General features: G+C 36.3%; 9 protein-coding genes and 1 pseudogene. 7 read left to right on the forward strand and 3 right to left on the reverse strand.

Features of this window, described 5'->3' with window-relative positions:
- Positions 1–42 precede the first annotated feature (42 nt).
- The 4 genes from UABHE_RS02115 to UABHE_RS02130 all read left to right on the forward strand — a co-directional run bounded on the left by UABHE_RS02115 (position 43) and on the right by UABHE_RS02130 (position 6,068).
- Complete coding sequence (locus tag UABHE_RS02115; RefSeq protein WP_372368538.1) at positions 43–642, forward strand: FHA domain-containing protein; 600 nt, start codon at positions 43–45, stop codon at positions 640–642.
- 373 nt (positions 643–1,015) lie between these two features.
- Positions 1,016–3,388 (forward strand): ATP-binding protein, encoded by a 2,373-nt coding sequence (locus UABHE_RS02120; RefSeq protein ID WP_372368539.1) that lies wholly within the window; start codon positions 1,016–1,018, stop codon positions 3,386–3,388.
- Between the two features lie 35 nt (positions 3,389–3,423).
- Entirely contained in the window at positions 3,424–5,541 is a 2,118-nt protein-coding gene (locus UABHE_RS02125) for a response regulator (protein ID WP_372368540.1), read from the forward strand.
- A 92-nt stretch (positions 5,542–5,633) separates the two neighbouring features.
- Positions 5,634–6,068: a hypothetical protein gene (locus UABHE_RS02130; protein WP_372368541.1), complete on the forward strand. Its 435-nt coding sequence runs from the start codon at positions 5,634–5,636 to the stop codon at positions 6,066–6,068.
- On the opposite strand, the gene UABHE_RS02135 is transcribed toward UABHE_RS02130, so the two are convergent.
- Positions 6,016–11,559, reverse strand: coding sequence for a carboxyl transferase domain-containing protein (locus UABHE_RS02135; protein ID WP_372368542.1), 5,544 nt, complete (start codon positions 11,557–11,559; stop codon positions 6,016–6,018). The two genes, UABHE_RS02130 and UABHE_RS02135, sit on opposite strands and share 53 nt — an antisense overlap.
- 166 nt (positions 11,560–11,725) lie before the next feature.
- Between UABHE_RS02135 and UABHE_RS02140 the strand changes: the two genes are divergently transcribed.
- Positions 11,726–12,352, forward strand: coding sequence for a metallophosphoesterase (locus UABHE_RS02140; RefSeq protein ID WP_372368543.1), 627 nt, complete (start codon positions 11,726–11,728; stop codon positions 12,350–12,352).
- 59 nt (positions 12,353–12,411) lie between these two features.
- Here UABHE_RS02140 and UABHE_RS02145 read toward each other — a convergent pair.
- Positions 12,412–12,570: pseudogene (locus UABHE_RS02145) on the reverse strand (IS5/IS1182 family transposase); the annotation flags it as partial.
- Positions 12,571–12,805: 235 nt separating this feature from the next.
- On the opposite strand from UABHE_RS02145, the gene UABHE_RS02150 reads away from it, so the two are divergent.
- Positions 12,806–13,000 (forward strand): four helix bundle protein, encoded by a 195-nt coding sequence (locus tag UABHE_RS02150; RefSeq protein WP_372371550.1) that lies wholly within the window; start codon positions 12,806–12,808, stop codon positions 12,998–13,000.
- Between the two features lie 206 nt (positions 13,001–13,206).
- Positions 13,207–13,944, forward strand: a complete 738-nt coding sequence (locus UABHE_RS02155; protein ID WP_372368545.1) for an IS982 family transposase — start codon at positions 13,207–13,209, stop codon at positions 13,942–13,944.
- Positions 13,945–14,024: 80 nt separating this feature from the next.
- On the opposite strand, the gene UABHE_RS02160 is transcribed toward UABHE_RS02155, so the two are convergent.
- Positions 14,025–14,219, reverse strand: a complete 195-nt coding sequence (locus UABHE_RS02160; protein WP_372368547.1) for a hypothetical protein — start codon at positions 14,217–14,219, stop codon at positions 14,025–14,027.
- Between the last annotated feature and the right edge of the window lie 37 nt (positions 14,220–14,256).

The raw sequence follows: 14,256 nt of genomic DNA on the forward strand, positions 1-14,256 counted from the left end.
TTTTACCAAGCAGATCATGTATTTATATTTTAAAGGAAAATAATGGCACTACTCATTATTATGGATGGCCCGCAATCAGGCAAGACTTTCAATTTAAAAGAAATTAATATTATTGGTAAAGCTAAAACTTGCGATATTGTTATTAGTGATCTAAGTACTTGTAATTTTGAATTTGAAATTGAGAGAAAAAACGAACGATATTTTGTCTTTCCTGTAGAAACAAATATTTTAGTTAATGGACATTCGATTACAAAAAAAACAAAACTGATCCATGGAGATATGATCACAGTAGCAGATATTCTGTTTCTGTTTGGGGAAGAGGATGCTTGTGTTCCGCCGCACTCTAATCATCCAAGTGAAATGAATGCTACTCCTATAATTGCAAGTACCCAAGCGGTGAATAGTACTCTCGAAGAAATTTTATCAACAATAGAAAACACAAAAACACCGGACAAATACAAAGCTATCATTTATGAAGTTGAAAAAATACTAGAATATCATCTGGAGCAAAGATCAGTTGATGTAGGAAAAGCTCTGAAAGAAGTATTAGAAGTATTAATAGATAACGATCTTGGTGAACATGGTTTGATTTTTTTAAAAGATAAGACAAGTAATAAACTATGGCCAATGGCATCTCTTTAATTTTTAGGCGTTCTATATGAGTAAGGTTAAGTTACGACCTATAAAAATCTAGGTTTTCACAAATGATGTATCTAATCCGATATTTGTGGGGTGAATGTTGGTTCGAAAGAAGTTCTAAGTGACTTGACAAAAGTAGTTACCCGTTGAATACAGGGCTTTATTTTTATAGCGCGGCGCGACGAAGGCGCGCAGCCGTAGCTGCGTAACAGAGGAGCAACAAAGCTAGAAAATTAAAGAACAAAATGCCAATGGGTAAATACTTTTGGCAGGTCACTTATTTTCACCTTTCGCGAAATTCGAATATAGAAGTATCATTTTTGTTAAACTACCTGATCTAACAGCATTCTGGGAACTGTTATTAAAGGAGCTCTTTTTGTCCGAGAAAAGTAAACTAGTAAAGATAATAGTCTATTTGGGAATTATTATTCTACTATATCAGGGTTACTACTATTTTGCGGTATTACATACAATAGCGATAAGCTTTGTTTTTAGAAGTTATCAAAGCACTTACTCTCAACTTAGTAAACAAATAGATAAAAATAACTTTTTAGAAAAACAGCATGATAGGTTATATGAAAAAGCTCCTGATATGTATATTTCGATAAACAGAGTAACCAAAAAAATTACTAGGTGTAATGAAAAATTTCGTAGTAAAACTGGATATGATGTCAGTGAACTAGTTGGAGAAGAGTATGATGCCTTTATTTTTGGCTCTGATAAACTTGTCGATATAAAATTTGAACTACGACAAACGGGCTGTTTAGAGAATGGCGAGCTCATAATTCGTCGCAAAAATGGTGAAAATCTCTATGTTTTAGTTGAAGCTAACATTGAAAACGAAGAAGATGAAGCGATTAGCCGTTTAGCTTGCCGAGATATCACGAAAAGCAAAAATATTGAATCTGTACAACAACGTTTACTACAAATTATCGGTAGTACAAGTGATATTGTTAGTACAGCGACTCCAGATGGCAAAGTTATGTATATTAATCACGCTGGCCGCAAAATTTTAGGATGGGAAGGAGATTTGTCGCAAAAAAAAATCTCCGATGCCCACCCCAAGCATGTTTTACAACATATGAAAAAAGAGATTTTGCCTGTTGCTATAGAACGCGGAATTTGGCGCGGGGAAAACTTGATGTCCACAAAAGACGGAGAAGAATTGCCCGTTTCGCAAATCTTGATGTCACATAAATCAACTAATGGACAGCTAGAATATTTATCGACTATTATGCGCGATACCACGCAACAAAAAAATATTGAAATACAATTAAAAAAAGCAATAGTTGCTGCTGAAATGGCGAATAAGGCAAAAAGCGAATTTTTAGCAAATATGAGTCATGAAATACGAACTCCGATGAATGCCATACTCGGATTTACGGTAATTCTAAGTGAATTGATCACGGATGAAAAGCAAAAAGAGTATCTACAGTCCATTCAAACTAGCGGTAAGTCTCTTCTTAGTCTTATTAATGACATACTTGATTTATCAAAAGTTGAAGCGGGAAAATTGAAATTAGAATACACTACTGTTGATATTCGTCAACTATGTAATGAAATGAAACAAATTTTTATAACAAAAATAGAGAACAAAGGACTTAATTTTTATATAGATATTGATGAAAATATTTCAGATGGATTTATTCTCGACGAAGTTCGCTTACGTCAAGTTTTAGTTAATATTATTGGTAATGCTGTAAAGTTTACAGATAAAGGGTACATAAAAATATTAGTAAAAGTAACTGCATTAAAGGAGGAGTATGTTTCTTGTACAATCGCTGTTGAAGATACTGGTATTGGTGTGCCTCAAGAACAGAAAGAAATTATTTTTAACGCTTTTGAACAGCAACAAGGGCAGAGTCATGCTGTATTTGGAGGAACGGGATTAGGTCTTGCCATAACAAAAAGGCTTGTTGAAATGATGGAGGGAAATATTTATATCGAAGATAATATAACTCATGGAAGCCGATTTATCATACACTTACCAAGTGTAAAAATGGCGCCTCTTTCTAGCTTAGAAGAGAAAATTCAATTAGATATTAGTCAAATCTCTTTTCACGCGGCAGTAATTTTGATTGCGGATGATATAGATATAAACCGTGACTTGGTAAAACTATTTCTAGGTAATTATGACTTTACGTTTATAGAAGCAAAAAATGGTGAAGAGGCGATCAATATGACAAAGGAACATCTTCCCGATTTAGTTTTTATGGACATTAAAATGCCAGTAATAAATGGGTATGAAGCAACGCGTCAGTTAAAAATATTTGAAACGACAAAAACTATTCCTATTGTGGCTCTAACGGCTTCTGCTATGAAGCAAGACGAAGAACAACTTAAAAAAATATGCGATGGTTTTCTCAGTAAACCGGTTGCTAAAAATAGACTTATTGAAGAAATGACAAAATTTTTACCACACACTATGGATAGCGGTATAGTACAATTAGTATCCACAGAAAACAAGTCTAATGATAATAAACATAATTTTGGCGAGCTAGACATACAGACGATTTTAAATATTCTATCTCAAAAAAAACAACAATGCGTAGAACTCATAGAAACATTAGATATCAATGGTATTGAACAATTTGGTTGCGAAATGGAAGTTTTAGGAAGTGAGCACAACTACCAACCTTTAATTCTTTGGGGAAAAGACTTACAAAACCAGGCGAGTATGTTCGATTTGGAAAATCTTATGCAAACCTTAAAAAAATACGAAACTATTATTCAAGAGTTAGAGGGTTAACGCTTTAATTAATATTTCACATTAGGGAGTTATTTATGAGCCGTATTTTGATTGTCGATGATACAGTTAAAAATATACAAGTATTAGGAACCATTTTAAAAAACGAAGGCTACCAGATTAATATCGCACAAAATGGTATCCAAGCGCTCAAAATAGCCCAAAAAATAGATATTGATTTAATTTTACTTGATATTATGATGCCAGAAATCGATGGATTTGAGACTTGCAAAAGACTAAAAAATTCTCTTCACAGTAAAGATATTCCCGTTATTTTTCTTACAGCAAAAGTAGACTCTGAAGATATAGTGAAAGGTTTCAAACTCGGCGCTGTAGATTACGTGACTAAACCTTTCAATTCAACAGAGCTACTTGTACGTGTCAATTTACATTTGACTATGCGCTATTTGCAAAAAGAACTAGCAAGGCGCAATCGCACTCTGACTCAAAAACTGCGAGTAACGCAGGAATTGTTTAAAGAAGCAAGTAGTCGCTTGGATGGTTCTCTTCTTGGTGAAAGTGAATCTATACGAAAAATTCGCGATGCGATATTTGTCCACGGAAAAAAAGATGATCACTTGTTACTTGTCGGGTTGCCAGGTAGTGGCGACGAGGCGATTGCTCGCGCTGTTCACAATTTATCTCCGCGTGCAAAACAACCATTTATCTATATAAATTGTATTCAAGTGCAAATGGAAGATGTAGGTGTTTTCTCGCTTGATAATCCCGATGGTTCTTTTATTAGCAAATTCCATCTTGCCGATGGTGGAACTTTATATCTAGATGGCGTTCACGAACTTCCTTTTGCTATGCAATCAAAAATGCTTGATTCATTAGAAAAACTGGCCGATCCATCATCAAATTTAGAGATAAGGCCTGATGTACGTTTGATTACTTACAGTCCGGTAAAGTTATCACTACATCCTGAAAAGTTCAATTTTAATCCGCGATTACTAAACTTTCTTGAGAAAAATGTTTTACAGATACCCTCTTTGGTGGAAAGAAGTATTGATATCCCTGTTTTAGTAAAGTACTTTGCTAAATTGTACGCACAACAACTAGGAAAATCATTCGAAACAATCTCTGAAAAAACAATTGAGCGTTTAGAGAAATATTCATGGCCAGGAAATATTCGTGAATTACAAAGTGTATTAGAGCGCAATGTAATTTTAAACGAAGGCGATATTTTTGAAATAGGTGAAGAATTTCTACAAGAAGGAAAAACAGTTGACCGTTATCATTTAATTGAGAAAATCGGCGAAGGGGCTATGGGAGAAGTTTGGCGCGCTAAACATCAATTGCTAGCGCGGCCAGCAGCCATAAAATTGATTCGTACAGATGTACTAGGAGACAGTAAGAAAAAAGAAAGTGCCTTGAAGCGTTTTCAGTTGGAAGCGAAAGCCACAGCAAACTTACTTTCACCAAATACTGTAAAACTATACGACTACGGTATCACTGAAAAAGGCGCTCTGTACTATGTAATGCAGTTACTACGAGGACTTGATTTATATAGCTTGGCTTTGCGTTTTGGACCAATAAAACCATCGCGCTTGATCATGCTATTGAAACAAGCATGTCGTTCGCTCATGGAAGCACACGACTCCGGTCTCGTTCACCGCGATATCAAACCTCAAAACTTATTTGTATGTAAACTAGGGATTGAGTACGATTTTTTGAAAATACTCGATTTTGGCATTGCTAAAAAAATAAGTAACGAAGATTATGGTAATGTGACAAGTAGTTCTGAATTTTTAGGAACGCCATTATATACCGCACCAGAAGCCCTTTCAAGAAAAGAGAAAATTACCGACCGCAGTGATATTTACTCGTTAGGCTGCGTTGCTTATTGGGCTTTAACAGGTTGTAATGTTATAAAATCAAAGAAAATAATGCAAATTCTCCTAGACCATGTCAAACTACAACCGGAACCTCCATCAGTAGTATGCAATTTCGAAATCTCACCACAAATGGACACAATGATTATGAAATGCTTAGAAAAAGATCCACAAAAGCGTTTTAGTGCAAGAGAACTATGGGATTTTTTAGATAAAATGCAATTGGAAGATGCATGGAACGAGAGAGATGCTGAAAAATGGTGGCATGAAAACTTACCCGAATTGACGAAACGCAGCAATTTATTCGAAAATGACTTATAGTGTCAGAGCAAAAAATTGGTGTCAGAGAAAATTGATGTCAGAGCAAAATTGATAGTGTCAGAGCAAAAAATTGGTGTCAGAGCAAAAAATTGGTGTCAGAGCAAAAAATTGGTGTCAGAGCAAAAAATTGGTGTCAGAGCAAAAAATTGGTGTCAGAGCAAAAAATTGGTGTCAGAGCAAAAAATTGGTGTCAGAGCAAAAAATTGGTGTCAGAGCAAAAAATTGAAAAATTGGTGTCAGAGCAAAAAATTGGTGTCAGAGCAAAAAATTGGTGTCAGAGCAAAAAATTGGTGTCAGAGCAAAAAATTGGTGTCAGAGCAAAAAATTGGTGTCAGAGCAAAATTGGTGTCAGAGCAAAATTGATAGTGTCAGAGCAAAAAATTGGTGTCAGAGCAAAATTGGTGTCAGAGAAAAATCAGTTTTTAGCTTGGGCACAATTTGTGCCCAAACTAAAACTGACAAATCAATATAAACCTACAAGTCGATATCAGTTAGATATTTTTCGGTCATCTCCTCTAGCGATTTAATAATATAAGGTCGTAGATTCTTTGCTGAAATAATATCGTGAATCGATCCCACTGCTTGCGCTCGTTTCACAGAGTGGACACTGTCGAATTCTTGGGCTAGATCATTTTGTTTTTCTGTGTATACTTTTTGAAAAATCTGCTTGAATTCGTTTTGTGAAATCTTTCCAGCAACTAAATCTTTTTGAGCGTTAATTACTGTTAAGTCACTGTAGGTATCTTTTTGTACTTTTTTCGGAAATACTACCGCTGCTGCTGGTGCACCGCCAATTACTGATGCATATGTTCCTTCAATTGCAGCTACGCGTAAGTATGGATTCAGTGATCTTGAGAATACCACGTATGCGCCGCCATGGTAACGTGCGGTGACGACAAAAATAATAGGACCTTTGAAGTTGACAACTGCGCGGCCGATTTCAGCACCGTATTCTAGTTGACAGTTACGCAAAGATTCAGGAGATCCGTCGAAACCCGATAGATTCGCTAGAATAACTAGTGGCATACAATCACTGTAGGAATTGATCGCGCGTGCAATTTTTTGCGATGATTTAGGGAATAAAGTTCCGCCATTCCACGTTTCAGGACCATCATTTGCTAGAGGACCTATTCTTGTAAGAGGGCGACTTTCAATACCGATTAGCCCAACAGAGTAGCCTCCTATTCTCGTTTCCCAAACAACAGCTATTTCGGCGTTCTTCATTAGTTGCCAGCGTTCTACGTGGCCAAAATCACGGTCAACTACAGCTTCCATTATTTGACGCATATCAAATGGTTTTTTGCGCTCGCGATTACATTCTATACTAAAGATGTCGCCTACTTTTGTAAAACCTTGTCCTAGAGAATCTTGGTAAGGCGCTTCGCTAACACTACGTGTTTTTGGGTCTTTAGTTTCGCGTTTCATTGGAAATACTGATCCTGGAGCGCGATAAGTAACATCATAGTGGCGAAATAAAACCTGATAAGCTTCTGTCAAATTTTCTACCCAAATTTGTGCTTGACCGTTTGGAGCCATAATGCGCTCCGCGCCACCGATTCCTAAGTTATTTCCTGCTGAAACACTTCCTGAGAAGTCCAATGCTTTTTTTCCTGTCAGTAACATCGAAGCGTCACTGGTCATAATCAGTAGACCAGCAGTATGCATTAGCATTGTTGCTTCAGCGTTCCAATATGATTGTGCACCAACATTGGTTCCGGCGACGATCATATTGATTTCACCACCTTGCTGAGTGAATTCGATGATCTTACGCAAGGTGCTTGCTGTCCAGTCAAGATTTTCGGTACCACTTTGCATATCAATTCTTGCTCCTGAGGAGATAGGAATCCACTCAACAGGTAAATTTCGTTCCTGAGCAAAGTCAATAGCAGCATTGATACGACGACATTCATCTTCAGCAAGTGATCCCATATCTCCGCTCGGATCGCCTAAAATCAAAACACGCTTTAAACCATATGGATGATTTTTAGAGAAGTTGATAATTGTACCAAAGATAATGTTGCTTTTGTTTTTTCCATAAGGACGATCAGCTACAGAAAGAAGACGATGTTGATCGCTTTTTTCATCATACTGTAGATCAAGTTCTTTAAAAACACCGCGCGGTAAGTTTTCTGCATTCGAATGCCCTGGCCGCGTAAGCATTTTTATGAGTTCGTACGGATAAACAATTCCACGACGACGACAGCGTACGTTCTTCGCTACGTAGTAGTCCATAGGCTCTAATGGCGCATTTGATATCTGGCGTCCACGTATGGAAAAATGTAATCCTGAAATATTCTCAAATAAGAATTCCATTTCTTTGTCGGGTTTTTCGCGGTCAGTATGTGCATAAATAACAGTTTTCTCTAGACCTAAACCGTAAAAGCGCGGCGCCAATTTTTTGGCATATTTTTCTATCAATTTAAGTTTTATGTCTAGAGGAGAACGAATATGCATAATAATGCGATTCCAATACAACCTTGTTCCGTATGCTGCTTGATAAGTGCGAATTACATAGATTGCTTCTGTGATACTATGTTCTAATGTTGGAATTGCAGTGATAGAATGATCTTCGTCGTATTGAGGTACTGTATCTGTTACATTACATAGTACAAATATACGCTGATCTTTTTTATTATCTTTAGCAGTGGCACGTAGTAAGTACACTGTTTTGGTTCTGTAAAGTAATTCTAAATGAAAATTACACAGACGTGCGACACGTAATTCGTTATAAATAAGAGGACTAAAATAACGACGGTGTTCATTTTCAGTCCACATCCAATCACTATCTTGTTCTAGAGTACGATAAGTGAATTGTAGGTCTTTATAGAAAAATCCCAAATAGAAAAGATCTATTTGTTGCGAACATTTTTCTAGTTTTGCAATGAAATCTTCTTCTTTTTTCTCATCTTTATTCCCTGGAGAAGATACAAAAAGCATTACTTCTGGAGAGTCTACTTTACTTTTTTCTATGTATTCATAAAAATCGCTGATGCGATTTTGATATTTAATCGTGGAAATAACTCCAAGAATAAAATGCACTGTTTTACGCTTTTCTGTATATTTTAAGTGATAGAAATAGCTATTGTTTTGTTGAACTACTTTACCACTGTGGAATTTTCGATAACGATTAAAGCGTTTCGCCAATAATTCTAAAGCTAGCTTCTTTTTATCAGTGTCTTTATCAAAAGTTAGGTTGATGAGATCAAAGTTAATGTAATTTCCAGAGTTGATAATTTTTTGCTCGTAATTTTCAGGATCACTCGTTTCGTTATCAAGAAGAATGTCAAACGTTTCCAGTAGTTCTTGTCGGTTTTCCGAGCGAATTTCTCCGAGCTTTGGACCATCGACTAAGTGATAACGAGCGTGAAAAGCGCCATCAACTAAACTTGGATAAGTCAACTGCGTTTCGCGGATAAGCCTATCTAAAATATTTCCAAGGTCATCGTGATCGTAGCGTTCTTTTTGGAAAAAAGAAATGTCTTTTAGTGAGAATAGTACTGTTTGGAGTACTGACGCTTTAGCAGCGGAGTTAGCATAGGACTTGTATATACGAAAAATAGCACGATTTGTTGTTTCATAGTGATTAAGACTACGATATGTATACAAGTGGATTGCTTTTTCTAAACGTTGTATAAATGCTTCGGGAAGGCCTTTTTCGCGGTCTTCTGTTCTTTTGAAGAAATGTGCTAGAAGTTCTTGGCAGTTAAGAGCTTGGGCAGAGCTTTCTGTACTAAAACGTTTAGAAGAAAATAAACTTTCAATAGAGATAAAAATTTCAATAGCTTTGGTGAGTGTTTTGTACAATTTTTTCTGATAAGAGGGGTTTTCATGAACAAAAGCTTGTAGATTTCCCCACATTGCCGTTTGTTTTATAGCATCGTAGCCTAAGAAAATCGCTAAAAATTCTCTCTCCAGTATTTCCCATTTTCTCTCGCTTTTGTTTTTGTACTTTTTTCCTTTAGTGAGAGATTTAAAATCTACACGTTTACTCTTAGGAGTGGCAGCTGCATTATCTTGTTCTTTGGAATCTACAGCAACAAGTGGCTGACCTGCAGCGACTTGCTCACCTTTTTGTACATAAAAAGACTTGATTACACCACTTTCAGAAGCAAAAATTGCCGTTTCCATTTTCATTGCTTCGAGAGTGAGAATAACATCACCTTTTTGAACAGTATCTCCTTCTTTTTTTACTACATCAATAACCATCGCTGGGGCTGCAGATTTGATAACCCCTTGAGAATCCATTTCAATTGGATGGGGAACTCCATCTACTTCACAGATAATTGTGTCACCGCGTTCGATGTTTTGAATGACAAAACGCTTTCCTTCGTAGATCAAAATACGTTGCTCATCTTTTGGTAGGTATGAGACAACAACTAAAGTTTTGTCAATATTAATATGAAAAACGTTTCCACCTACTGATTTAACAAAGAATACATAGTCGTTTCCTTGCAGTTGCAGTTCAATTTCTTTACCTGTAGGAGAAGGTACATTGTGTAAGTATCCACTCTTAGAGAATTGCTGTTGAAAGTTTTGCAACTCTTCGCGATATTCACGTAAATAACTTTCTATAGCACAAGAAACAAGAGCAATATGCCAAGATTTTCCTTGCTCGCGTTTTTTATGTAAAAAACGTTCGATAAATTTAGTGTCTGCAATACCATTAACAACTTCTTTTGAATTTAGAAGCTCTAGTAAAAAAGCGCGATTTGTGATACCACCTTCTATTTTTATGTGCATTTCTTGTAGTGCGCGTTTTAGTTTTGCCATTGCCATTTCGCGCGTTGGTGCGTAACTGATAATTTTTGCGATCATTGAATCGAAGTCTGTTGGAATTTCACTGTGTTGTTCAACGCCCGAATCAACGCGAATTCCGGAGCCTGCTGGCATTTTTAAAACGGAAATAAGCCCAGGAGCTGGTATAAAATCGTTTTCTGGATCCTCAGCATTTAGTCTGACTTCTACAGAGTGACCGCGAGGTGCGCAGTCAAATTTGACTTCTTTTCCAAAAGCTACATCTAGCTGTGCTTGTACTAAATCTACTTGATAAATCTGTTCGCTAATAGGATGTTCTACCTGCAAGCGCGTATTTACTTCCATAAAGTAATACTCTTTACGCGGAACATCATAGATGAATTCAACGGTTCCTGCGCTACGATATTTGGCTACTTTAAGTAGTTTAGCAGCATCTTTTTGAATTTTCTCCATGAGTTTAGGTGAAAAATTCGGTGGCGGAGTTTCTTCGATCACTTTTTGGTTACGGCGTTGTACAGAACAATCGCGAACTCCGAAAGTATTTACGTTGCCGTGGGAATCAACAACCGTTTGCACTTCGAGGTGGCGACTTTTTTCAACCATACGCTCCATAAAGATATGATCGTTATTGGTAATGCGTATAGTTTCATCGCGAGCAGAGATGAACTGTTTTTTTAGTTCCGAGGCATTTTTAACCATGCGTATTCCGCGTCCTCCGCCAGCGTTTGCCGCCTTGAGGATAACAGGATAACCTATTTTTTCTGCAAACTTTTGTGCTTCTTCCACAGATTTAATCGCCTTTTTACTCCATGGTAAAATAGGTACTTTTGCTTTCTCTGCTATTTTTTTTGCTTCAATTTTATCTCCAAGTGCTGCCATTGCTTTTGCCGATGGCCCTAGAAATAAAATTTCTTTTTCTTCCAACAGAGAAACAAAATTATCGTCTTCTGCGACAAAACCCCATCCTGGCCACACAGCATCACATTTAGTTTTTTTGAGAGCATTGAGTAGTAGGTTATAGTTGAGATAGGGGCTTCCTGTGCTTGCTTTTTTCTCAAAATCTTTGAGATTATAAGCTTCGCTAGCACGTTTTACAAATAATGAATTTTCTTCGTTTGGTATGTAAAAAGCAATAGTGCTGAGTTTGGTGTTATGCAAAAAATTGTAATCGTTGACAGCACGAATAAAGCGAATAGCCGCTTCGCCGCGATTAATAATCGCAATGCGTGCGTTCTTTTTTAATATTCCTTTTTGTTTATTCATAACATTCCTGTATATAATATTGTTACTGCTTGGCTTAAGGACCTCCTACCAAACTTCATAAACTATGATCTTAAGCCATACAGCGTAGAAATTACAGTTTGAGGCAAATTGTAACAATAATGCTACTTTTGACAAGGTATATTTTACAAATAAGCGAGATTTTTACATGAAATTACTACTCTTTAGTGACTTACATTCCAACAATATAGCAGCAAGATCATTAGTGGATATGGCAGGAAATGTCGATATTGTAATAGGAGCCGGAGATTTTTGTAACGCCCATCGTGGCTTAAACAATATTTTAAATACTCTAAAAAATATTTCTGTGCCAATGATTTTTGTTCCAGGAAATAATGAAACAAATAACGCGTTGCGTCAGGAATGTAAAGGCTTTGAGAACGTCTATGTTTTACATGGAAATGGTTGTGAGGTGCAAAATGTAGAATTCTTTGGTGTTGGTGGAGGAATTCCCATGACACCATTTGGCCCGTGGAGCTTTGATTTTGATGAAATACAAGCGCAAGAGTTGTTTAGGCAATGCCCTCGAAATGCGGTGATCATAAGCCATTCACCACCCAAAGGAATTGTAGATGTTTCTTCGCGAGGCAAAAGCCTAGGAAGTTCAACAGTGCGTAGTGTTATCGAAGAAAAAAATCCGCAATTGCTTGTTTGTGGTCATATTCATGGTAGTGAAGGACAAATAGAACAATTTGAGAATAGTTATATTATTAATGCTGGGCCGCATGGTATTTTTTGGGATTTAGGGAGCAACTGTGTCGTGGCTACGAATTAGTTTTACAAGACTTTTGAGTACAGATAACAGACATATCCTGAAGTAGGACCTGTCCTCATTCAATGAAGTAAGATAACACAAGAAGCTAGGTAAATAGCCCCTGAAAAGTTCTGAGCAGTTTTATCATATCGTGTAAGGTATTATTTAAATTTCTGGAAAAAGTTTTCTATCAAATGCCTGGCTCTATAGAGATGCTTGTCGTACTCACGAGGCTGTTTAATATTAACCCAAGTTGCGACCTATAAAAGTTATCGTACAGTCTGGTATAATTACTCTTACAAATTCGATGTGCGCAGTTCGAATCTCGTGAGATGCAGTCGTGGCACATGGCACGAAGTAAGGGTAATGCAATGAATTTTAATCATGAAAGATTAGATGTATATCAAGTATCACTAGAATATACAAAAGAAACATTTAATGTGATGGAGAAAATGCCATCAGGTTACAGTTAATATAGCAGAAGGCAATGCCAAATTTAGCAAAAAAGAGAAAGTAAGGTTTTTCTCTATGGCAAGAGCATCAGCAAATGAATGTAGTGCAGTATTCGATGTTGCTAAGATAGCCCAAATAATAGACTCAAAAGAAAAAGAGAAAATCAAAAAACTACTCTATAGAATAATTTGTATGCTTTCAAAGTTAATAGTCTAATTTTCGCACATGGAATATCGATCCACGACCACGAACCTCAAAAATCGAATTGCACACATCGTTTTTTTATACTGTTATAACGACTCTTCTCTTAAAGTAGGAAAAACAAGAAGGAGAAAGTCATTGAAAAAGAAATTATAATTGTTTTCTGTATATGTGATGAGATAACACAAGCACTCAAGATTGTAGAAGATCCTCAAGTTAAAATGACTAATTCAGAAATTATAACAACAGCATTAGTTTCTATGCTCTACTTTTCTGGCAACTTTGAAAAAGGACGAAACTTTTTAGCTGAACATGGCTACATCAAAAAAATGCTAAGTAAAAGTCGTTTCAATCGCCGCATACGTGCTATTGGTGAAAGTGTATGGCTTTCTCTTTTTCATTTGTTTGCTGAAATTAGTAAGCGAAACAATCTGCGAGATTATATCATAGATAGTTTCCCTATTCCGGTCTGTGACAATATTCGCATTAGTCGTTGCAAAATATACAATACACAAGATCATCGGAGTTATATTGCAAGCAAACGTCGTTATTTTTTCGGTTTGCGGGTTCATATGCTCGTCACCAAAACTGGTTTACCAGTTGAGTTTTTGCTTGCTCCTGGCGGCTGCAATGATTGTCGTGTTCTCAAACAATTTCAATTAGATATCCCTGAAAACTCTTTTGTTTTTGCTGATAAATCTTACAATGATTACTCTTTCGAAGATATTGTTTCTGAAGCTCTTAATGCCTCTATCTTACCTCAGAGAAAGAAAAATTCTAAAAGGGCTTTTTCCGGAGCTACTGAGTTTATTCAAAAGGTTACCCGTAAAAGGATTAAAACTACTTTTAGTCAGATCACTTCTTTTTTTCCAAAGAAAATTCATGCTGTTACCTCTTATGGATTTGAGTTAAAAGTTGTCCTTTTTGTTCTCGCTTTCACTTTTTCTTGTTATTTTTAGGTCGCAACTTAAGTTAATATTAGATCTAGTAGGAATAACAGGAGTAATTTTTCTCCCATCTATTACAATATAATATTGTCCTACTGCCATATTATCTTGCAATTGTATAGCTGAGCTATTTTTTTCTCTTTTAATCGTATTTTATCTGGTTGTATTTTCTCGGAAGTATTTTTATCTTTGACATGAATGTTTAGTTTTCGATGATTATTTGGTAGCTGTTGTCCATATGTTGTTACGTAAAATATTGAGACAACATTATTACGAATTTTATTCAATTGTGATCTATATTTTAAAGAAGTAGGCTCTAGTCGT

Origin of the sequence: Candidatus Uabimicrobium helgolandensis (assembly GCF_041508025.1) — a bacterium.
Lineage (GTDB): Bacteria > Planctomycetota > Uabimicrobiia > Uabimicrobiales > Uabimicrobiaceae > Uabimicrobium > Uabimicrobium helgolandensis.

Coding starts and splice junctions, on each gene's coding strand:
- UABHE_RS02115 (WP_372368538.1), top strand. CDS start 43: ATGGCACTACTCATTATTATGGATGGCCCGCAATCAGGCAAGACTTTC.
- UABHE_RS02125 (WP_372368540.1), top strand. CDS start 3,424: ATGAGCCGTATTTTGATTGTCGATGATACAGTTAAAAATATACAAGTA.
- UABHE_RS02135 (WP_372368542.1), bottom strand. CDS start 11,559: ATGAATAAACAAAAAGGAATATTAAAAAAGAACGCACGCATTGCGATT.
- UABHE_RS02140 (WP_372368543.1), top strand. CDS start 11,726: ATGAAATTACTACTCTTTAGTGACTTACATTCCAACAATATAGCAGCA.
- UABHE_RS02155 (WP_372368545.1), top strand. CDS start 13,207: ATGACTAATTCAGAAATTATAACAACAGCATTAGTTTCTATGCTCTAC.